This is a genomic window from Microbacterium sp. MYb54 (assembly GCF_002979515.1).
Taxonomy (GTDB): Bacteria; Actinomycetota; Actinomycetes; order Actinomycetales; family Microbacteriaceae; genus Microbacterium.
On the sequence record NZ_PCPA01000001.1, the window covers coordinates 358,721 to 379,861 of the forward strand.

Below are 21,141 nucleotides of genomic sequence, written 5' to 3' on the forward strand. Positions count from 1 at the left end.
ATGACCACGCACGACATCCTCCAGAGGGGTCTGTACTACGAGGAGTTCGTGGTCGACGCCCGCTACCTGCACCGCCCGGGCCGCACGGCGACAGAGGCCGACAACGTGCTCTTCACCACGCTCACCATGAACACGCAGGCCCTGCACCTCGATGCGGCGTTCGCCGATGCACAAGACCCGTTCCGTGCGCGATTGATGAACTCGATGTGGACGCTGTCGACCATGGTGGGTTCGTCGGTCGCTCAACTGACGCAGGGGACTCTCGTCGCCCAGCTCGGATTCGGTGACGTCGCGTTCCCGCATCCGCTGTTCGCCGGCGACACTCTCTACACCGAGAGCATCGTCGTCGAGAAGCGGCTCTCGTCGTCCCGACCGGGTCAGGGAATCGTCAAGATCGCGCACACCGGGCGGAATCAAGACGCGACGGTCGTCGCCACCGCCGTCCGCTCCGTTCTCGTGCACTGCCTTCCGGAAGGATCGACCGTATGACCTTCGACCTCGGGCCCGCGCTGCTGTTCTGCCCTGCTGACCGTCCCGAGCGCTTTCAGAAGGCACTCGAACGGGCCGATGCGATCATCCTCGATCTCGAGGACGCTGTGCTTCCGGATGCGAAGGAGGCCGCTCGCAAGAATGTGATCGCCGCCGATGTCGACCCCGACCGCGTGATCGTGCGCGTCAATGCTCCGGACAGCGACGCTTTCGCGGCCGATCTCGCGGCGCTGGCACAGACCGACTTCCGCACCGTGATGGTGGCCAAGACCGAGCGCGCGGAGAGTCTGTCGGCATTCGATGAGCGCTACTCACTCATCGCCCTGTGCGAGACCGCCCGCGGCATTCATGCGGCCGACAGCATCGCCGCGCACCCGCAGGTCTCCGCGTTGATGTGGGGCGCCGAAGACCTCGTGGCCTCGCTCGGAGGCACCTCGTCTCGGAACGCGGACGGCAGCTATCGCGACATCGCCCGCTACGCCCGCGCGCGAGTTCTCCTCGAATCAGGAGCGCACGGCAAAGCCGCGATCGACGCGGTGCACATCGACCTCGACGATGCCGATGGCCTCCGAGACGAGGTGATCGACGCAGCCGCCTCCGGTTTCAGGGCGAGCGCCTGCATCCACCCGAACCAGGTCGCAGCGATCCGGGCGGCCTACCGGCCGGACGAGGCGACCGTGAGGTGGGCACATGCTGTGCTCGCAGCTGCCGCGGTGGAACGCGGCGTCTTCCGCTTCGAGGGACGCATGATCGACGAACCGGTGCTCCGTCACGCGCGCGCGATCGTCTCCCGCGCCGGCTGATCAGAGGACCGGCGACTCCTCGAGCAGGCGCAGGTAGCCCGGCGCTGCGACGAAGCGGTGCGCGGAGCCGTTCTGGAGGACCTCACCATCGCGGGGGAGCGTGCCTCCGGAGACGTGATCGATCACGGCGCGGATCACTCCACCGTGCGCGACGACGATGACCGACTCCGCGCGGGGAGTCGACCGTCGACGCGCTTCACGCGCGATCGCATGCAACGCCGCGATGGCGCGTTCGCCGACCTCGTGGAGGGATTCCGCACCGGGGACCTCGGCGTGCCAGTTCCCGTAGGCCTTGATGTAGTCGGGCACGAGCATGCCCTCGCCCTCGCCGAACTCCCGCTCACGGATGTCGGGAACGACACCGGCGATCTCCAGGCCGAGACGATCGGCGATGATCTCCGCCGTCTCCTTCGCCCGGAGCAGCGGGCTGGTGTAGACGGCGTGATGCGTGCCGGCGGCGAGCTTCTCCGCTGCCCAGCGGGCGTCTTCACGCCCGGTCTCGTTCAGGGGGATGTCGGTGGAGCCCTGGATGCGCTTGGCGAGGTTCCAGTCGGTCTGACCGTGGCGGACGAGAGTGAGGTGGGTCACGAGAGGAGTTCCTGGAGTGCGGGGAGCACATCGCTGGTGCCGGCGGCGATGGTGACATGCGCCCAGGCATCCGCGCGCGTCGGCTCACGGTTGACGATGATCAGGGGGATGCTGCGGCGGCGGGCGCGCTCGACCAGTCGCACTCCGGAGTTCACGACCAACGAGGAGCCGGCGACGATCAGCGCGGAGCTGGAGCGCAGCAGCGACTCCGCCGCGCGGAAGCGATCCTGTGGCACATACTCGCCGAAGAAGACCACGTCCGGCTTGAGCATGCCTGCGCAGACGGTGCATACGGGGACGATGAAGCCCTCAGTGCTCTCCGGGAGGACGTCCCCGTCAGGCGCCAGCGCGACGTTCTCCGGCACGGTGATCCAGGGGTTGAGCTCCTCGATCTGCACGGCGATGTCTCGCCGGTCGAAGACCTGGCCGCATTGGAGACACAGCACCCGGCGCATGGTCCCGTGCACCTCGATGACGTGCGAGCTCCCGGCGCGCAGGTGCAGTCCGTCGACGTTCTGGGTGATGACTCCCGAGACCTTCCCTGCGGCCTCGAGCTGGGCGAGGGCGAGATGTCCCGCGTTGGGTTCGGCGCGAGCGAACGCACGCCAGCCGAGGTGGCCGCCGACCCAGTAACGCCGCCGGGCGGCTTCATCGCCCAGATAGGTCTGGATCGTCATCGGATCGCTGCGGGTCCTGGCGCCCTCGCCGCGATAGGCAGGAATACCCGAATCGGTGGAGATGCCGGCACCGGTCAGGAGTGCGATGCGCTTGTCACGCAGCAACTCGGCGGCGTGGGCGATGGTGGCCGACAGCTCGGCGGGGTTCGACACGCTCACAGGACCTCCTCGAGCGAGTCTACGGTGCGGAGCCGACTCCGGGCCTCTGCCCGGCCCCGGTTTCGGCTCCCGTGCAGGAGAGCGCGCCTGCGATGGCAGAGTGGTGCCTGTGGAACTGTTTCCTGTGACTGATGCCGACGACCGACGCCTCGACGACTACCGAGGACTCACCGACACCGCCCTTCGCGCCGTGTCGGAACCGGCGGGCGGTCTGTACATCGCCGAGTCGACGAAGGTGATCGCTCGCGCGGTGGCAGCCGGGCACCGTCCGCGCTCGGTGCTGGTGCAGGAACGGCGCGTGGACGATATCCGTGGAATCGTCGGCGAACTCGACGTGCCGGTGTACGTCGTCCCGGATGAGATCGCAGAAGCGGTGACCGGCTTCGCCGTGCACCGCGGAACCATCGCGTCGATGCATCGCCCACCGCTGCCGACCGTGAGCGAGTTGCTCGAGGGAGCATCGCTCGTCCTGATCCTCGAGAACATCGGCGATCACACGAACGTCGGTGCGGCGTTCCGCGCGGCTGCCGGTCTGGGTGCCGACGCGGTGCTGGTGTCGCCCGGCGGAGCCGACCCGCTCTACCGGCGCAGCGTCCGCGTGAGCATGGGGACGGTGTTCCAGGTGCCGTGGACCCGCATCACCGACTGGGAGTCGGCCGTCGCAGATCTTCACGCAGCGCGGTTCGACATCGCTGCTCTCGCTCTGCGCGACGATGCGGTGACGCTCGACGCCTATGCTGCGGAGCGGCCAGAACGGGTCGCCCTCGTCATGGGGTCAGAGGGCGACGGCCTCTCCCGGGAGGCGATGCAGGGAGCTGACACCATCGTCACGATCCCGATGTCCGGTGGAGTCGACTCCCTCAATGTGGCATCCGCGGCCGCGGTCGCGCTCTGGGCCATGAAGAGCTGAGCTGCTCAGTCGCGTTCGGGCAGGATGATCGGCGAGGGCTCCGGACGCTTCGCGGCCAGGTTGTCGCCCGAGGACTGATGGCGCAGTCGACGCAGCACCCAGGGGACGAGATGCTCCCGAGCCCAGCCGAGGTCTTCTGAGCGGGCCTCGCGCCAGGTGCGCAGCGGGAACGGCTCAGGCTGCATGGCTTCGAGGTCGTTCGGAACGTTCAGCGCACGCAACGCCATGCGGGCGACCTCGTGGTGCCCGAGCGCGTTGTAATGCAGCCGGTCGTCGTCGAAGAAACGCATGTCCTGCACGACCTTGAGCGCCCACTGATCGGCGACGATGCAGTCGTGCCGCTCGGCGATGGCGCGCACGTTCTCGTTGTAGATCGCGACTTTGCCCCGGAACGCGCGAAAGACCGGAGTGAATCCCGTGTCGATGCCGGTGAAGAGCAGCACGGCAGCGCCGGTCGACGCCAGTCGCGTCACGGCATCCTCGAGCTGGATGGCGATCGCATCCGGGTCGGTGCCAGGGCGGATCACATCGTTGCCGCCGGCGCAGATCGACACCAGGTCGGGGCGCAGGGCGACAGCCGGCTCGATCTGGTCGGCGACGATCTGGGCGATCAGCTTCCCGCGGACGGCGAGGTTCGCGTAGGCGAAGTCATCCACCTGCAGGGCGAGCACCTCGGCGACTCTGTCTGCCCAACCGCGATGGCTCCCGGGATGCGCGGGATCGGGATCGCCGATGCCCTCCGTGAACGAATCGCCGATCGCGACGAAGCGGCGCCAGGGGTGCACGATCTCGTTGGGGATGTAAGGGGTCCGTGTCGAATCCTGGTCGGTCATCCGGCTCTCCTTCGCGAACGGTGTGCGAGGCGGGGTGGCCGCGGCGCAGTGACCGAGCCTACTCGCAGCGGCCTCGCTGGGGGCGTGGCGCGCGCGGGAATCGCGGTGAGTGATCCAGTGTCGCCGGCAACGATTATCGTGGAGTCGATGCTTTCTCCGTCCTTTCCTCAGCGTGCCCCATGGGGAACCGCGAACAAGCTGCGCGCCTGGCAGCAGGAGGCGCTGGAGCAGTACTTCGAGGCGGATCAGCGCGACTTCCTCGTCGCCGCGACGCCGGGTGCAGGAAAGACGACGTTCGCGCTCACGCTCGCGGTCGAGCTCATGCGCATGGGAGAGATCAACCGCATCATCGTGGTCGCCCCGACCGAGCATCTCAAGACGCAGTGGGCCGACGCGGCCGCTCGGGTGCACATCCGCCTCGACCCGCGCTTCCGCAACAGCGACTGGGCCCCGGCCCGGCACTATCACGGTGCCGTGGTGACCTACGCGCAGGTTGCGGCGAAGTCCTCCGTGCATCGGCATCTCACCGAAGATGCCAAGACGCTCGTGATCCTCGACGAGGTGCATCACGGTGGCGATGCACTGAGCTGGGGCGATGCGATCCGCGATGCCTATGGCCCCGCGAAGCGGCGCCTCCTGCTCTCGGGTACGCCCTTCCGCAGCGACACCGCGCCGATCCCGTTCGTCGAGTACCACCCCGACGAGTCCGGTGCGCGCATCTCACGCACCGACTACAACTACGGCTACGGCCGGGCTCTGGCCGACGGCGTGGTGCGGCCCGTGCTCTTCCACATGTACGCCGGCAAGATGCGCTGGCGCACGACGACGGGCGATGAGCTCGAGACGCACCTCGGTCAGGACAACACGAAAGACGTGACGTCGCAGGCCTGGCGGACGGCGCTCGATCCCGAAGGCGACTGGATGCCGGCTGTGCTGTCGGCAGCGGATCGCCGCCTCACCGAGATCCGCCATCATGTTCCCGATGCCGGTGGCCTTGTTCTCGCGACCGATCAGACGGTCGCCCGCGCCTACGCGAAGATCCTGCACAGCCTCACGGGTCAACAGCCGACGATCGTGCTCTCCGACGACGCGACGGCTTCGGAGCGCATCGAGAAGTTCAGCGCGAACGACGCCAGATGGATGGTGGCCGTTCGCATGGTGTCGGAGGGCGTCGACGTACCCCGTCTCGCCGTCGGTGTGTACGCGACGTCGTCGTCGACCCCGCTCTTCTTCGCGCAGGCCATCGGCCGGTTCGTGCGAGCGCGGCGAAGGGGCGAGGCAGCCAGCGTCTTCCTCCCGCAGGTCCCGGTGCTCATGGGGCTCGCGAACGAGATGGACAAGCAGCGCGATCATGCGCTCGACCGGCAGTCGAAAGAAGAAGACGGCCTTGACGATTCGCTGCTCGAGAGTGCGAATCGTGAGGAAGAGACTTCGGACGCGCTGACCCAGGAGTTCAGCTACCAGGCGCTCTCATCCGTCGCACACTTCGATCGCGTGGTGTTCGAGGGGCAGGAGTTCGGTCAGCTGGCTGAGCCGGGCACTCCGGAGGAAGAGGAGTTCATCGGCTTCCCCGGGCTTCTCGAACCGGAGCACGTGCACGAGCTGCTCATGCAGCGACAGACCCGTCAATCCCGTCTGCGTGAGGTCCGCGAGGCCGCTGCAGGGCCCACCGAGACGACGACGCTGCCCGCCCCGCTCCACCGCACGCTCAAGGAGCAGCGGCAGCTGCTGAACAGCCTCGTGGGCCTGTACGCCCGGCAGAGGGGCGAACCCCACGGAGCCGTGCACGCCGAACTCCGCCGCATCTGCGGCGGGCCCGCCGTGGCGCAGGCGACCGTGACGCAGCTGCAGTCGCGCATCGAAGTCCTGCGCAAACGCGTCCGCGCCTGATACCGCGTCCCGGCCTCCCAGCTCGCCGCCCCGGACGCGTGCTTCGGATCCCCGAAATGCTGTCAATCCGCGTCTTAGCGGGGTGCGCGCGAGCGTGCGCGGCTAGCGTTGAACGGTTGCCCGCGCACCGGGCACCGTCACATCTGGAGGATCCATGACAGCCCCCGCTGCAGCCGACCCGACCCCCGCCGATCGCCGGCGCTGGGCGCGCTATCTGGTCGAGGAGCGCGCCGAAGGCGCCGTGTATCAGAAGCTCGCCGCGCGTCGAGAGGGCGAGGAGCGCGACATTCTGCTGAGTCTCGCCGACGCCGAACGACGCCATGAGCAGCACTGGCTCGATCTCCTCGGCGCTGAGCCCGCGAGACTACCTCGTGCAGGCGTCCACTCCCGCCTGCTCGGCTGGATGGCCGGCCGCTTCGGCTCCATCTTCGTCCTCGCCCTGGCCCAGAGCGCCGAGGCCCGTTCGCCCTACGACTCAGAGCAGTACGCCACACCGGCGATGCGGGCCGACGAGAAGGTGCACTACGAAGTCGTGCGCGGACTCGCCGCCCGTGGCCGCAGACGCCTCTCCGGATCCTTCCGGGCCGCGGTGTTCGGTGCGAACGACGGCCTCGTGAGCAACCTCGCCCTCGTTCTGGGTATCGGTGCGACCGGAGTCAGCTCCGGCTTCGTGCTCTTCAGCGGCATCGCGGGCCTCCTGGCCGGAGCGCTGTCGATGGGCGCCGGCGAGTTCGTCTCGGTGCGGTCTCAGCGCGAGCTGCTCGCCGCGACGGAGGCGAACGAGGATGCGGCTGCAGCTGCCGGTGACCTCGACATCGACGAGAACGAACTGGCCCTCGTCTATCGGGCCCGCGGCATCGATCAGGCGGAATCCCTGTCGCGGGCGCGGCGCATCGTCGCGGCCGCACAAGCGGGAGTCAGTCGCACGGCAACCGGCCCCGTGAACATCCAGGGCGCAGATGACCATGAGATCGTCGGCAGCGACTGGACGGCGGCGATCTCCAGCTTCCTCCTGTTCGCATCCGGGGCGATCATCCCCGTCCTGCCCTGGATCTTCGGGCTGCAGGGCGCGACCGCGGTCATCGTGGCCCTTGTGCTCGTCGGCATCGCGCTGCTGAGCACCGGAGCGATGGTGGGTGTCCTCTCCGGAGGACCGCCCCTGCGACGAGCTCTCCGTCAGCTGGCGATCGGCTTCGGCGCCGCTGCCATCACCTACGTTCTCGGTCTGGTCTTCGGCGTCGGCGTGGCCTGATTCCTGGTCGCTCGCGGGGCCGGCCACAGTGCCTGTCCCGCGAGCGACGAAGACAACGAAGAAGGCCCCGGATCTGTGGATCCGGGGCCTTCTTCTTCCTGTGCGCGGAGGGGGACTTGAACCCCCACGCCCTTACGGGCACTACGACCTCAACGTAGCGCGTCTACCATTCCGCCACCCGCGCAGGTGTTGGATGATCGTTGCCGACCGAAGAATGACATTACCACGTCCTCCGCGGCCTCTCGAACCGAGCCATACGCCCGGGCGTGGCGCGCGGTATCGGTAGCCTGGACCCATGACCGATCCGTCCCTTCCGGAGGTCGTCCGCATCGCGAGCGACCTCATCCGTTTCGACACGTCCAACTTCGGTGGCGGCAACGCGAAGGGCGAGCACGAGGCCGCCCAGTACGTCGGGGCCTACCTGGAAGAGCTCGGGCTTGAGGTCGAGTACTACGAGCCGATCCCGCGTCGCACGAACGTGATGGCGAGAGTGCCGGGGCGAGATCGGAGCAAGCCGGCGCTCGTCGTGCATGGTCACCTCGACGTCGTTCCCGCGATGGCCGAGGACTGGAGCGTCGATCCGTTCGCAGGCCTCGTGCAGGACGGGATGCTGTGGGGTCGAGGCGCCGTGGACATGAAGAACATGAACGCGATGATCCTCACGTCGGTCGCAGAGATCCTGCGCGCGGGGGAGCAGCCGGAGCGTGACCTCGTGCTGGCGTTCTTCGCCGACGAGGAGAACGGCGGTGTCGAGGGTTCGGCCCTCGTCGTGCAGAACCACCCCGAGTGGTTCGAGGGCGCGACGGCCGCGATCAGCGAGGTCGGCGGTTACTCGATCACCGTCGACGACAGACGCGCCTACCTGCTGCAGGTGGGGGAGAAGGCCCTGATCTGGATCCGTCTGGTCGCCAAGGGGCGTGCGGGCCACGGCAGCCGCCTGCATGACGACAACGCCGTGACGAAGCTCGCCGAGGCGGTCGCAGCGATCGGACGCACTCGCTGGCCGATCCGGCTGACTTCGACGACGAAGGCCCTGCTCGAGGGACTGAGCGCCCTGAGCGGGCGCAGCGTCGACGACCCGGATGCACTCGCTTCGGCGGCCGGACCCACCGAAGCCTTCCTCCGGTCGTCGTTCCGCACGACGACGAACCCGACGGCGCTGACCGCGGGCTACAAGCACAACGTCATCCCTGAGCGCGCGGAGGCACTCATCGACGTGCGTGTGATCCCCGGCACCGAAGACGATGTCCTGGCTGAGCTCCAGGAGATCGTCGGTGACGAGATAGTCATCGAGACGGTCGTCCGCGACATCGGCATGGAGACTCCGTTCGAGGGCGAATTGGTCGAGGCGATGGTCGCCAGCATCGGCCGTCATGACCCGGGTGTACCGGTGATCCCGTACCTGCTCGGCGCCGGCACCGACAACAAGGCGCTGGCCTACCTCGGCATCACCGGCTACGGATTCGCACCGTTGAAGCTTCCGGCCGACCTCGACTTCACGGGCATGTTCCACGGAGTCGATGAGCGAGTACCCGTAGAATCGCTTGTCTTCGGTCAGCGGGTGCTGACCGATCTGCTGCGCACGTACTGAGCGCTGCGCGCTCCGTGTCGCCCTTGAACTGAAAGCCCTCCATGCACCTGCTCGAAGCTCTGATCCTCGGCATCGTCCAGGGACTCACCGAGTTCCTTCCGATCTCCTCCAGCGCACATCTGCGCATCGTCGGCACGTTCCTCCCGTCAGGGGAGGATCCGGGGGCGGCGTTCACCGCGATCACGCAGATCGGCACGGAGGCGGCGGTCGTGGTGTTCTTCTGGCGCGACATCGTGCGCATCGTGACGCAATGGTTCCGTTCGCTGGTCGGCAAGGCCCCGCGAAACGACCCGGACGCCCGGATGGGCTGGCTGATCATCATCGGCAGCATCCCCATCGTGGTGCTGGGGCTGCTGTTCCAGGATCAGATCGAGACCGTGCTCCGATCGATGTGGATAGTCGCTGTCATGCTGATCGTCTTCGGCATCCTCCTCGGAGTGGCCGACTACGTGGGGGCGAAGCGTCGCAAGCTCGACGATCTGACCTACCCGAACGGCATCGCCTTCGGGTTCGCGCAGGCACTGGCACTGATCCCCGGTGTCTCCCGTTCCGGCGGCACCATCACGATCGGACTCTTCCTGGGCTACGAGCGGGCCGCGGCAGCGCGCTATGCGTTCCTTCTCGCGATCCCCGCGGTCTTCGGCAGTGGTTTCTACCAGGTGTTCAAGAGCTGGGACGAGCCCTCGTTCTTCTCCTTCGGAGACACTCTCGCAGCCACCGGCATCGCCTTCGTCGTCGCACTCGGCGTGATCGCATTCTTCATGAACTGGATCTCGAAGCGCAGCTTCCTGCCGTTCGTGATCTATCGGATCCTGCTCGGCACCGTACTCCTGGTCCTGCTCGGCACCGGCGTCATCGCAGCCTGAGCCCGATTCAGCGCTTTCGGTCGCCTGGTCCGTCATCACGGCGGCGGAGGTACCGCTCGAAGGCCTGGGCGATGGCGTCGCCGGAGGCCTCGGGGGAGTCCCACGTGTCGCGCGTGCGCTCGAGCTGGCGGATGTACTCCGCCATGTCCTCGTCTTCAGACGCGGCGGCATCGATGGACGCCTCCCATGCAGCAGCTTCCGTGCGAAGCGCCTGACGATCGATGTCAAGCCCGGTGAGTTCCTCGAGCCGGTCGAGGAGCGCGAGCGTCACCTTCGGCGACGGGGTCGCCGAAGCGACGTAGTGGGGGACGCTCGCCCAGAGGCTCGCCGTGGGGATGCCCGCGTTCTCGGCGAAGTGCTCGAAGACGCTGAGGATTCCGACCGGGCCCTCGTAGAGCGAGCGCTCGAGGTCATGCGCCTCACGGACCTGCTCGTTCTGGCTGGAGGCGAAGATCGAGATCGGTCGGGTGTGCGGGACATCGGACAGCATCGCCCCGAGGGTGACGAGTCCGGTGATGTCGTCTCGCAAAGCGATATCGATGAACTCCGAGGCGAAGGCTTGCCAGGTACGCGCTGGTTCTGCTCCGGTGAGGAGCCAGAACTCGGGACCGGGTCCGGGGTCACGAGGTCGCCAGAGTCCCGCCTCTGGCCAGGTGAGCTGGCGACGCCCTTCCGCATCCATCCGGGTGGATGGGCGCGTGTACTGGTAGTCGAAGTACAGCTCAGGGTCGACGGAATGCACGAGGTCGTACTCCGACGACGAGCGCAACGCTTCGATCGCGGCGCTGGCTGCTTCACCCGCATCATTCCACCCGTCGAAGGCGGCGATGACGATGCGCGGACCGAGAACATCCATCGAGGGCTCCCTTCGAGATCGCGGTCGTTATCCTTCCAGGCTAGTCCGCGAGGACAGGATGCGGGCAGCACCCCGGCTAGCATGGGTTCAGTGAGCAGAAAGCCCAGCGCGGTCCTTTGGGACATGGATGGAACACTCGTCGACACCGAACCGTATTGGATGGCGGCTGAGACGGCGCTGGTCGAATCGTTCGGAGGTTCCTGGAGCCACGAGGACGCACTGCAGCTCGTGGGAAGCGGGCTCATCGACAGCGCCGTGATCTTGCAGAACGCGGGCGTCGCGATGGAGGCCGAAGCGATCGTCTCGCACCTGACCGACCTCGTGCAGGAGTCGCTGCGTACTCAGGGAGTCCCTTTCCGACCCGGTGCCCGTGAACTGCTCCGCGATCTGAGGGAGGCGGGCATTCCGACCGGCCTCGTGACGATGTCGCTGCGGCGGATGGCACTGAGCGTGATCGACCTGATCGACTTCGAGGCGTTCGACATCGTCGTCGCCGGCGACGACGTCGACAACCCCAAGCCGCACCCCGAGCCGTATCTGCAGGCGGCTGCTCTCCTCGATGTGGACATCGCCGAGGTGATCGTCATCGAAGACTCGCCGACCGGTGTCCGCGCGGGCCTCGCCTCCGGTGCTCTCACGCTCGCAGTGCCGCATATCGTTCCGCTCGACCACCTCGGTGCGCATGAGCTCTGGGCGACGCTCGCGGGCCGGGGAGCCGATGATCTCACCGACCTCTTCGACAGCAACAGCGCCGTGACAGGAGCCACCCGATGACCGAATCCCGTGTCCAGCGGCCGAGCGGTCCGTTCCGAGTGGGCGACCGTGTGCAGCTGACCGGCCCGAAGGGCCGTCTGCACACCGTCACGCTCCGGGAGGACGGCGAGCTCCACACGCACCAGGGTGTGCTTCGCCACCGTGACCTGATCGGCCTGCCGGATGGTTCGGTGGTGGCCAACAGCTCGGGTCACGACTACCTGGCGCTCCGACCACTGCTGCGGGACTTCGCGATGTCGATGCCCCGTGGCGCGGCGATCGTGTATCCGAAGGACGCCGCTCAGATCGTGATGCAGGCCGACGTCTTCCCCGGCGCCGTCGTCGTCGAAGCCGGAGTCGGATCAGGCGCACTCTCCCTTTCCCTCCTGCGCGCCATCGGCACCGCGGGCACACTGATCTCGTTCGAGCGTCGCGAAGACTTCGCCGATGTCGCGCGCGGCAACGTCGAGACGTTCTTCGGTGAGCACCCTGACACGTGGCGAGTCGTCGTGGGCGATCTGGTCGAATCGCTTCCGAACGAAGCAGTCGCAGGTTCCGTGGACCGTGTCGTGCTCGACATGCTCGCACCGTGGGAATGCATCGACGCCGTCGCGGAGGCGCTCACGCCAGGCGGGGTCGTCCTCTGTTATGTGGCGACGGCGACACAGCTCTCGCGTGTGGCGGAGTACATCCGCCACACCGGACTCTTCACCGACCCCGAAGCCTCCGAGACGATGGTCCGCGGCTGGCATGTCGAAGGCCTCGCGGTGCGACCCGACCACCGCATGGTCGCGCACACCGGGTTCCTGCTCACCGCTCGGAGGCTCGCGCCCGGAGCGGTCGCACCGACGGTCAAGCGACGCGCGTCGAAGAGCAGCTACGGAGACGAAGACGTGGAAGCGTGGACGCCCGGCGCTGTCGGCGACCGTGAGATCAGCGACAAGAACCTCCGCAAGCGCGCCAGGGAAGCCGAGAAGGCCGCGGAAGGGGCGCGCCTGGCTGCCGCATCGCGCGATTCCGGGCACGCGACGGAATAGACTGGAGCGCGTGCGTAAAACGTCCGCCGTTCTGGCATCCCTCAGCCTCGCCGTCCTCGCCCTGACCGGGTGCACCGCGACCGCATCCGACGGTGCCGTCGCGTGTGATCGCGGCGGCAACGAAAAGATCTTGAACATCGCAGACGTGAGCGGCGACATCGGCTCACTGCCGGAGGTCTCGGTCTTCGGACCGGTCAAGTCCGACAAGACGTCGTACGCCGACGTCACCGTCGGTGACGGCCTGGCGCTCGAGACGAAGTTCCAGCCAGTGGTCCTCGACATCGCCTTCTATGGCGGCGACAGCGGCGAGAAGCTCTACCAGTCCGAGTTCAACGGCGACCAGAGCCGTGTGCACAGCATCGACTACTGGGCTCAGCGCTCCGCCGGGCTCTCTGATGTGCTGGAGTGCGCGACCGCCGGCAGCAGGGTGCTCGCAGTCCTGACGCCTGAGGACTTCGGGGCTCAGAACGTCGAAGCATTCGGACTCGACAAGGGCGAGAACATCGTCGCGGTCATCGACGTGCTCGATGTGATGCCCACGAAGGCTTCGGGTGCGCTGCAGTTCAACGATGCACGCGGGCTTCCGACGGTGGTTCGCGCTCCCGACGGCACCCCGGGTGTCATCATCCCCGACGTGCCGGCACCGACCGAGATCACCACGCAGACTCTGATCAAGGGCGACGGGCCCAAGGTGAAGGCGGGCGACATCGTCGTGTCCAACATCATGGGTGTCGGCTGGGATGAGAAGAAGGTCACCACGAGTTCGTGGGGCGCAGAAGCCAGCATCGGTGCTGCGGCTGAACAGCTCGTCGGCGCCACGGTCGGCTCCCAGCTCCTCGTCGTCTTCCCCGCATCCGAGAGCACTCCTGCCACTGCTGTGGTCGTCGACATCCTGGGCGCAGTGACGGCGCCCACGAAGTGATGGCTGCCCGTATCCCCGCGGAGGAGCGCCTGACGAATCTCGTCGTGGCGCTGATGGCCACGGAGATCGGGTTGACGAAGCAGCAGATCCTCGACAACGTCTCGGGTTATCGGCAGCGCGCCGAAGCCGGCACCCGATCAGACGCGCTCGAGAAGATGTTCGAGCGTGACAAGGAAGAGTTGCGCTCGCTCGGCGTTCCGATCGAGACGATCGGAGATGCCGCTGACCCGAACGACCTCCGCGAGGCGCGCTATCGCATTCCGCAGGCGGAATACGACCTCCCCAGCGATATCGAGTTCTCTCCTGCGGAGCTCGCCGTCCTGCGCCTCGCCGGCAGCGTGTGGAGCGCGGAATCGGTCTCCGGAGATGCCCAGTCGGGCGTCCGGAAGATTCGCGCGCTGGGCATCGACGGTGATGAGCCGATCATCGGCTTCGCTCCGCGGATCACGGCGCGGGATGCGGCGTTCTCTCCGCTTCAGGACGCCATCGAGCGGTGCAGAGTGGTCGCTTTCGAGTATCTGAAGCCTGGTGAAGAAGCACCCCGCCGTCGGCGCATCCGCCCGCTGGCACTCGTCGACTACGAAGCTCGATGGCATGTGTTCGGCGTCGACGTGGACGCAGAAGAAGATCGCACCTTCCTTCTCAGTCGAATCGTCGGCGACGTGCGCGTGAGCTCACAGGCATTCGACCCTGCGCTGCGTGACGGTGCGGGGGAGCGGGCACTGTCGGGGTTGGAGCGTGTCGCATCCGAGAACTCCGCGCTGCTGGAGATCACCCCTGGCACGGAGGCAGCGCTGCGCCTGGGCAGAAGGGCGACGACTGCGGCACAGGGCATCAACGTTCCCTTCGTCGATCTGCACATCCTCGCCGATGAACTTGCTTCGTACGGACCGGAAGTACGCGTAGTGGAGCCTGCGCCGCTGCGCGAGGCCGTCATCTCTCGGCTCCGAGCAGTCGTCCGCGCCAACGCCGATGCCGAGGAGGCGAGATGAGCGCGAAATCGAAACCACTGCTCGCTGCTGATCGCGTGCGGCTGTACTTGACCCTCGTGCCGTATCTGCTCGAGCACGGTCAGGTGTCCCTCGAAGAGGCAGCGGCAGAGTTCGGTGTGACCGCGCAGGAGATGCGCGGGATGGTCGAGAAGCTCACCGTCATCGGGCTGCCCGGGGAGTCTGGCTACTGGCAGCAGCCGCAGGAGATGTTCGACATCAACTGGGATCTGCTCGATCTCGAAGACGTCATCGAGATCACGAACGACGTCGCCCTCCGCCGCGTGCCGCGCTTCACCGCACGAGAAGCAGCGGCGCTTCTCGCCGGCCTGCAGATGGTGGCGGCAGTGCCGGCTGTGTCGGATTCAGGTCTGGTAGCCGGACTGATCTCGAAACTCTCCCGCGGTGCAGCAGACGCCACCGCCGACGTGGTCGTGGCTCCGAGCGCCGTCGACGAGGTTCGCGAGGCCGTGGCACGGGGCCTGCACGAGGGCGTCGCGATCTCATTCACCTACCAGGCTCCGGACGCCGCGCCGACGACGCGCACGGTGGACCCGATGCAGATCCTCATCACGAACGGACAGTGGTATCTGCAGGGGTGGTGCCATCTGCGGCAGGCGATGCGCACCTTCCACCTCGATCGCGTGAGCGCACCGACTCTGACCGACATCAGGATCACCCATGGTGGCGATCAGGTGCCGGAGGCATTCGCAGGGCTGGACGACGAACGCGTGGTCACGGTGCGGGTGCCCGAGCGACTCGCACCGCTTCTGAGCGGATTCGTGCCGACCGGCACAGCAGAGGCGATCGACGGATCGGTGACCGCCCAGCTGCATCTCGCCGACCCTCGCAGCATCAAGCGACTTGCCGCGCGGTTCGGCGGGGCGATGGAGGTTCTCGAGCCCGGCGTCGCGCGTTCCGCGACAAGGGACTGGGCCGCATCAGGACTCGCGCTCTATCACAAGCCCGATGCAAAGGTTTGATCTGTAGACTGGATCGAACGCTCACTGACGACGGGAATTCTGACATGTTCGCTGGAATGCAAGGCTGGCACCTGCTTATCGTGCTCGCCGTGATCCTCCTCCTGTTCGGTGCTGCCAAGTTGCCGGCTCTCGCGAAGAGCATGGGCCAGTCGGCCCGCGTGTTCAAGGGCGAGATGAAGGCGATGAAGGATGATGACGCCTCTCGCGCCGATTCCGTAGTCGTCGAGCCGACCACGGTGAAGGACTCGGGCATCGACCCTGAGACTCCGCCCCGCGCCTGACCGCCCGTGGCAACCATCGAACCGACCGTGACGCCCAAGGCGAATCGGGATCGGCGGATGTCGCTCGGCGCGCATCTCGTTGAACTGCGCAAGCGCCTGATGTACGCGGCGATCGCGCTTGTCGTCGGGATGGTCATCGCGTTCATCGTGGCTGATCCGGTGATCCACTTCATCACGGAGCCGATCAGGGTCATCGCCGAGAAGCGTGGTGACGACTTCAGTGCGCTGAACTTCGGCACGATCACCGCCGCGTTCGACATGCGCATGCGCATCGCGTTCTCGATCGGGCTCTTCCTCTCGGCGCCGGTCTGGCTCTGGCAGGTGTGGGCGTTCATCATGCCCGGGCTCACCCGCAAGGAGATCCGGTACACCATCGGCTTCGTCGTGGCCGCCGTTCCGCTGTTCTTCGCCGGATGCTACCTGGGTGTGATGATCATGCCCCACGTGATCGAGCTCATGTGGAGCTTCACCCCGGACGGGGCGACGAACCTCTACAACGCGCAGGAGTACTACGACTTCGTCTTCAAGCTGATGATCGTCATCGGGGTCTCCTTCGTCCTCCCGGTGTTCCTCGTGGCGCTGAATCTCGCGGGAGTCATGTCGGGCAAAGCGATCCTCAAAGGATGGCGCGTCGCGATCATCATCGCGACGGTGTTCGCCGCGCTCGCGACTCCGGCTGCGGATGTCGTCAGCATGCTGATGCTCGCCGGCATCCTGATCGTGCTCTTCTTCGCGGCTGCAGGTTTGTCGATGCTCTTCGACCGGCGCAAGCGCAAGCGCGACGAGGCCTCGGGGCTTCTGCCGGATCCGGCATGAGTTCTCCTTCGGAGAAGTACGCGCGCGCGCAGGAAGCAGTGGAGCATCCGCAGTCGACGGCATTCGCGGCACTGCAGAAGTTCGAGCTCGATCCGTTCCAGGTCGCGGGGTGTCATGCGATCGAGAGCGGACGCAGCGTGCTCGTCGCCGCGCCGACCGGTGCCGGAAAGACGATCGTCGGCGAGTTCGCGATCCACCTCGCCATGCAGACTTCGAGCGACAAGGCGTTCTACACGACGCCGATGAAGGCGCTGTCGAACCAGAAGTTCCGCGAACTGGTCGATGTGTACGGCGCCGACCAGGTGGGGTTGCTCACCGGCGACACGAACATCAACGGCAACGCGCGAATCGTGGTTATGACCACCGAAGTGCTGCGGAACATGATCTACGCCGATTCCGCGGCCCTGCGTGACCTGCGGTACGTGATCATGGACGAGGTCCACTACCTCGCGGATCGGTTCCGCGGCGCGGTCTGGGAAGAGGTCATCATCCACCTCCCGGCCCGTGTGCGGCTGGTGTCGTTGAGTGCCACGGTGTCCAACGCGGAGGAGTTCGGCGACTGGCTCGACACGGTTCGCGGCGATACCGAGGTGATCGTCTCGGAGATCAGGCCCGTGCCCCTGGAGCAGCACGTGCTGGTCCGTGACGACCTCCTTCCGCTGTTCGACGATCGTGCCGGAATCGCGACAGCCCAGGTGAACCAGGAGTTGATGCGCATCCGCTCCTCGACGGGTTCGAACTACGACAACAACCGTCAGGCGCAGTCCTATCGCAGCAACCGACACGCGGGTCGCCAAGCCCAGCGGCCGCCTCGCGGCGGTCGTCGTCCGGTCCGAGCCTCGAATGTCCGCAGCATCGAGCGGATGGACCGTCCCGATGTCATCCGCCTGCTGGAGCGCGCGAACCTGCTCCCCGCGATCTTCTTCATCTTCAGCCGGGTGGGCTGCGACGCGGCCGTGCAGCAGGTACGTCGCTCCGGCATCAGGCTGACCTCGAACGACGAACGGGCCGAGATCCGCGCGATCGTCGAAGAGCGCACGCGCACCCTCCAGGAGGAGGATCTCGGCGTGCTGGGCTACTGGGAGTGGCTCGACAACCTCGAACGGGGCGTGGCATCCCACCACGCCGGACTGCTGCCCGCTTTCAAGGAAGTCGTCGAGGAGCTCTACCAGCGCAAGCTCGTGAAAGTCGTCTTCGCCACGGAAACCCTCGCGCTCGGAATCAACATGCCGGCGCGCACTGTCGTGCTCGAGAAGATGGAGAAGTTCAACGGCGAAGCCCGTGTCGCCATCACGTCGGGGGAGTACACCCAGCTCACCGGACGCGCAGGGCGTCGGGGGATCGACGTCGAGGGCCACGCTGTCGTGCAGTGGACCGAGGGGATGGATCCGCAGTCGGTCGCGGCGCTCGCGTCCCGACGCACCTACCCGCTGAATTCCAGCTTCCGGCCCACCTACAACATGGCCGTCAACCTGATCGACATGTTCGGCAAGTCCAGGGCCCGGCAGATCCTCGAGTCGTCGTTCGCGCAGTTCCAGGCGGATCGCGCAGTCGTCGGACTCGCACGGCAGGTGCGGGAGGCCGAGGAGTCCCTTGCGGGCTACCAGACGGCGATGGCCTGCGAGCACGGCGATTTCCCGGAGTACGCGGCCATCCGACGTGAGCTGAGCGACCTCGAGAAGAAGAACCGGCAGGACTCGAACGCGCCGCGGGCCTCTCGCGACAAGCGCATGAAGCGTATTCAGACCCTCCGGACGCAGATGCAGCGTCACCCCTGTCATCGTTGCCCCGACCGTGAGGCGCATGCCCGATGGGCGGAGCGCTATTGGAAGCTCAAACGACAGACCGATCGGATCCGGCGTCAGATCGAGACGCGCACCGGAACGGTGGCGCGCGTCTTCGATCGCGTCGTCGAGGTGCTGGAGACGCTGGACTACCTGACCGAGGTTGACGGAGAAGCCGCGCTGACCGACGCCGGACGCACCATGCGGCGCATCTACGGCGAACGGGACCTGCTCGTGGCCGAGTCTCTGCGCCAGGGGCTGTGGGCAGGCCTCGATGCTCCCTCCCTCGCCGCGATGGCGTGCTGTCTCGTGTACGAGCCCCGGCGTGACGAGGCGAACTCGGGGGAGCGGGGCCTGCCTCGTGGAGCCTTCCGCGCCGCGTACGAGAAGACGACCACCCTTTGGGCCGAGCTCGACGATCTGGAGCAGGATCACCACCTGCCCGGGAGCGAGCCTCTGGCCGCAGGGCTGGCCGGTGCGATGCACAGTTGGGCGCGCGGCGGCATGCTCGATCGAGTCCTCATCGACGCCGACATGGCCGCCGGCGACTTCGTGCGCTGGACGAAGCAGACGATCGACCTGCTCGATCAGCTGTCGATCGTCGCAGAGGATGCCACGCTCGCCCGCACTGCCCGCGCCGCCCTCGACGGCGTGCGCCGCGGCATCGTCGCCTACTCATCCATGTGAGCGTGAAGTGAAGACGATGCCCGAACCCCGAGTTCCACAGCGCCCTCTCCTGCCGCTGTGGGCCGCGACATCGAGCGCAGCGCTTGCAGCCGTGCTGATGTTCTTCTCGTATCCCGCGGCCGCAGTCTGGATCCTCGCCTTCCCTGCGACCGCACTGCTGCTCGTCGCGCTGATCGGGCGACGCTTCGGAGGAGCGTTGCTGGTCGGACTCGTCTACGGCATCCTGTTCTTCGGGCTTCTCGTGTCGTGGACCTCTCGCTATCTCGGCCCGATTCCCTGGGCGGCGCTCAGCGTCGTGGAGGGCGTGCTGACGGCTCTGGCCCTGGTACCGATCGCTCTCGCCTACCGTTGGCTGCCGCGGGCCTTCCCAGGAGCCGCAGGACGACTGCTGGGCCTCCCGAACATCGTTGCCGCCCTGTGGGTCGGCCGTGAGCTGTTCGTCGGCTCCTGGCCCTACGGAGGCTTCCCGTGGGCACGGATCGGCATGAGCCAGGCGGAGAGCCCGCTCGCACCGATCTCCTCGTGGGTGGGAGTCAGCGGGCTCAGCTTCCTGATGGTGCTGATCGTCGCGATGCTCATCGAGGTCGTGCGGCTGCGCGCCTGGCGCACTCCGCTTCGCCTTGTCGTGCCGGCAGTACTCGTCGTCGTCCTGCTGTTCACACCGCTGTTCCCGACGTCCTCCACCGGTTCCATGAGGATCGCGGCCGTCCAGGGTAACGGGCCGACGGGATACTTCGATGAGCGCGAGCCGTTCGCGGTCGTCCAGGCGCAGACCGACGCGACCGCCCCGCTCTACGGCGAGGACGTCGATCTCCTGGTCTGGCCCGAGGGCTCACTCGATGGCGATCCGTTCCAGATCGATGCCCTCGCTCGGCGCATGACTCTCATCTCGAACCGGATCGACGCTCCGCTGCTGGCCAATGCGGCCACCGGACGGGACGACCGCTACTTCAACACGTCGATGCTGTGGAACGCCGACGGCACCGCGACGCAGGTGCACGACAAACGGCACCCGGTTCCGTTCGGCGAGTACGTGCCCGACCGTGCCTTCTTCAACGCTCTGGCTCCCGATCTGATCGGACTCATCCAGAGGGAGTACACACCAGGCTCGAACCCGCCCATCGTCGATGTCGACGGAGATCTCGTCGGCCTCGCCATCTGCTTCGATGTCATCTACGACGACGTCATCTGGCAGGGTCTGAACGCCGGCGCCGAGGTGCTGGTGTTCCAGACCAACAACGCCGACTTCCGCGGCACGGACGAGAACCTTCAACAGCTGGCATTCGCCCGCATGCGTGCGATCGAGACCGGGCGCAGCGTCGTCAACGTCTCCACAGTGGGAACCAGCCAGGTCATCCGCGCGGACGGTTCGACCGTCACCAGCCTGGACGCAGATGAGGCCGGAGCGATGCTCGAAGATGTCGAGCTCCGGTCCGGCCTCACGGCTGGTGTCGTGCTTGGCCCCTGGGTACAGGCGATCCTGCTGTGGGGCGGTCTCGGCGCGCTCCTGGTCGGGTGGTGGCGCGCCAGGAAGCGCTAGGCGCCGATCTTCTCGCGGGTCGGGTCTTCTCCGGCGCCACGGCGGGCGCGGATGAACGCGAGGCGCTCTTCGAGCAGTTCCTCGAGCTCGGCACGGGTACGACGCTCCAGGAGCATGTCCCAGTGGGTGCGGGCGGCCTTCTCGTCGCTGGCCTCGAGCGTGACGGCCTGGCCGTCGACGTTCAGGCGGGCTTCGGCGCCGCACGCGCGGCACTCCCAGGTCTGGGGCGGCTCTGCATCCGCCGCGAACATCAGGTTCGTGACGTGGCCGCAAGTGTCACAGGTGTAGGTGGTCTCACGGCGCTCCATGAAAACGACGCCCTCTTCGCTCTGTAGGCTCTGGGCGCCGAGTCGGATGCCGCGCAGGCTGCGATCTGCCATTGTGTGGTCCTCTCGTCGCTGTCAGGTATAACGGTCCAGCCTGTGCGCTTCATCC

21 protein-coding genes and 1 tRNA gene are annotated in these 21,141 nt (G+C 66.8%); 16 read left to right on the plus strand and 6 right to left on the minus strand.

The features are described 5' to 3' along the window. The gene (locus CQ040_RS01720; protein WP_105525394.1) at window positions 1–489 is read left to right on the plus strand and encodes a MaoC family dehydratase; all 489 of its coding nucleotides are present in this window, start codon (window positions 1–3) and stop codon (window positions 487–489) included. Continuing rightward, entirely contained in the window at window positions 486–1,292 is an 807-nt protein-coding gene (locus CQ040_RS01725) for a CoA ester lyase (protein WP_105525393.1), read from the plus strand. Before CQ040_RS01720 ends, CQ040_RS01725 begins: the two co-directional genes overlap by 4 nt. On the opposite strand, the gene CQ040_RS01730 is transcribed toward CQ040_RS01725, so the two are convergent. Both CQ040_RS01730 and CQ040_RS01735 read right to left on the minus strand, forming a co-directional pair. After that, window positions 1,293–1,880 (minus strand): histidine phosphatase family protein, encoded by a 588-nt coding sequence (locus CQ040_RS01730; RefSeq protein ID WP_105525392.1) that lies wholly within the window; start codon window positions 1,878–1,880, stop codon window positions 1,293–1,295. Then, window positions 1,877–2,716 carry a Sir2 family NAD-dependent protein deacetylase gene (locus CQ040_RS01735; RefSeq protein WP_028501904.1) on the minus strand — a complete coding sequence of 280 codons (840 nt, stop codon included), beginning with the start codon at window positions 2,714–2,716 and terminating at the stop codon, window positions 1,877–1,879. Before CQ040_RS01735 ends, CQ040_RS01730 begins: the two co-directional genes overlap by 4 nt. A gap of 109 nt (window positions 2,717–2,825) precedes the next feature. On the opposite strand from CQ040_RS01735, the gene CQ040_RS01740 reads away from it, so the two are divergent. Next, window positions 2,826–3,626, plus strand: coding sequence for an RNA methyltransferase (locus CQ040_RS01740; RefSeq protein WP_105525391.1), 801 nt, complete (start codon window positions 2,826–2,828; stop codon window positions 3,624–3,626). Between the two features lie 5 nt (window positions 3,627–3,631). On the opposite strand, the gene CQ040_RS01745 is transcribed toward CQ040_RS01740, so the two are convergent. Then, a complete protein-coding gene (locus CQ040_RS01745) occupies window positions 3,632–4,459 on the minus strand; it encodes an SGNH/GDSL hydrolase family protein (protein WP_105525390.1) in 828 nt (275 codons plus the stop codon). A 147-nt stretch (window positions 4,460–4,606) separates the two neighbouring features. Between CQ040_RS01745 and CQ040_RS01750 the strand changes: the two genes are divergently transcribed. Continuing rightward, window positions 4,607–6,349 carry a DEAD/DEAH box helicase gene (locus CQ040_RS01750; protein WP_105525663.1) on the plus strand — a complete coding sequence of 581 codons (1,743 nt, stop codon included), beginning with the start codon at window positions 4,607–4,609 and terminating at the stop codon, window positions 6,347–6,349. Window positions 6,350–6,503: 154 nt separating this feature from the next. Beyond that, the gene (locus CQ040_RS01755) at window positions 6,504–7,601 is read left to right on the plus strand and encodes a VIT1/CCC1 family protein (protein WP_105525389.1); all 1,098 of its coding nucleotides are present in this window, start codon (window positions 6,504–6,506) and stop codon (window positions 7,599–7,601) included. A 101-nt stretch (window positions 7,602–7,702) separates the two neighbouring features. Here CQ040_RS01755 and CQ040_RS01760 read toward each other — a convergent pair. Further along, window positions 7,703–7,785 (minus strand) — tRNA-Leu (locus CQ040_RS01760). A 111-nt stretch (window positions 7,786–7,896) separates the two neighbouring features. On the opposite strand from CQ040_RS01760, the gene CQ040_RS01765 reads away from it, so the two are divergent. Both CQ040_RS01765 and CQ040_RS01770 read left to right on the plus strand, forming a co-directional pair. Further along, window positions 7,897–9,192 (plus strand): M20/M25/M40 family metallo-hydrolase, encoded by a 1,296-nt coding sequence (locus CQ040_RS01765; RefSeq protein ID WP_105525388.1) that lies wholly within the window; start codon window positions 7,897–7,899, stop codon window positions 9,190–9,192. A gap of 41 nt (window positions 9,193–9,233) precedes the next feature. Next, window positions 9,234–10,058: an undecaprenyl-diphosphate phosphatase gene (locus CQ040_RS01770; protein WP_028501898.1), complete on the plus strand. Its 825-nt coding sequence runs from the start codon at window positions 9,234–9,236 to the stop codon at window positions 10,056–10,058. A gap of 7 nt (window positions 10,059–10,065) precedes the next feature. Here the strand turns inward: CQ040_RS01770 and CQ040_RS01775 are convergent, their stop codons facing one another. Further along, complete coding sequence (locus tag CQ040_RS01775) at window positions 10,066–10,914, minus strand: PAC2 family protein (protein ID WP_028501897.1); 849 nt, start codon at window positions 10,912–10,914, stop codon at window positions 10,066–10,068. An 81-nt stretch (window positions 10,915–10,995) separates the two neighbouring features. On the opposite strand from CQ040_RS01775, the gene CQ040_RS01780 reads away from it, so the two are divergent. The 9 genes from CQ040_RS01780 to lnt are packed head-to-tail and all read left to right on the plus strand — an operon-like array spanning window position 10,996 to window position 20,706. Next, window positions 10,996–11,688, plus strand: coding sequence for an HAD family hydrolase (locus tag CQ040_RS01780; RefSeq protein WP_374954111.1), 693 nt, complete (start codon window positions 10,996–10,998; stop codon window positions 11,686–11,688). Then, window positions 11,685–12,704: a tRNA (adenine-N1)-methyltransferase gene (locus tag CQ040_RS01785; protein ID WP_105525387.1), complete on the plus strand. Its 1,020-nt coding sequence runs from the start codon at window positions 11,685–11,687 to the stop codon at window positions 12,702–12,704. The genes CQ040_RS01780 and CQ040_RS01785 overlap by 4 nt, the downstream gene beginning before the upstream one ends. A gap of 10 nt (window positions 12,705–12,714) precedes the next feature. Continuing rightward, entirely contained in the window at window positions 12,715–13,626 is a 912-nt protein-coding gene (locus tag CQ040_RS01790) for a hypothetical protein (protein ID WP_105525386.1), read from the plus strand. Beyond that, window positions 13,626–14,618: a YafY family protein gene (locus CQ040_RS01795; RefSeq protein ID WP_105525385.1), complete on the plus strand. Its 993-nt coding sequence runs from the start codon at window positions 13,626–13,628 to the stop codon at window positions 14,616–14,618. The genes CQ040_RS01790 and CQ040_RS01795 overlap by 1 nt, the downstream gene beginning before the upstream one ends. Continuing rightward, complete coding sequence (locus CQ040_RS01800) at window positions 14,615–15,598, plus strand: YafY family protein (protein WP_105525384.1); 984 nt, start codon at window positions 14,615–14,617, stop codon at window positions 15,596–15,598. Before CQ040_RS01795 ends, CQ040_RS01800 begins: the two co-directional genes overlap by 4 nt. 44 nt (window positions 15,599–15,642) lie before the next feature. Next, a complete protein-coding gene (tatA, locus tag CQ040_RS01805) occupies window positions 15,643–15,879 on the plus strand; it encodes a twin-arginine translocase TatA/TatE family subunit (RefSeq protein WP_028501891.1) in 237 nt (78 codons plus the stop codon). 57 nt (window positions 15,880–15,936) lie between these two features. Beyond that, window positions 15,937–16,695 carry a twin-arginine translocase subunit TatC gene (tatC, locus tag CQ040_RS01810; RefSeq protein ID WP_028501890.1) on the plus strand — a complete coding sequence of 253 codons (759 nt, stop codon included), beginning with the start codon at window positions 15,937–15,939 and terminating at the stop codon, window positions 16,693–16,695. Next, window positions 16,692–19,166, plus strand: coding sequence for an RNA helicase (locus CQ040_RS01815; protein ID WP_105525383.1), 2,475 nt, complete (start codon window positions 16,692–16,694; stop codon window positions 19,164–19,166). The genes tatC and CQ040_RS01815 overlap by 4 nt, the downstream gene beginning before the upstream one ends. Before the next feature lie 16 nt (window positions 19,167–19,182). Beyond that, complete coding sequence (gene lnt / locus CQ040_RS01820; RefSeq protein WP_105525662.1) at window positions 19,183–20,706, plus strand: apolipoprotein N-acyltransferase; 1,524 nt, start codon at window positions 19,183–19,185, stop codon at window positions 20,704–20,706. On the opposite strand, the gene CQ040_RS01825 is transcribed toward lnt, so the two are convergent. Further along, entirely contained in the window at window positions 20,703–21,086 is a 384-nt protein-coding gene (locus CQ040_RS01825) for an RNA polymerase-binding protein RbpA (protein ID WP_021200565.1), read from the minus strand. The genes lnt and CQ040_RS01825 overlap by 4 nt on opposite strands. Window positions 21,087–21,141 lie beyond the last annotated feature (55 nt).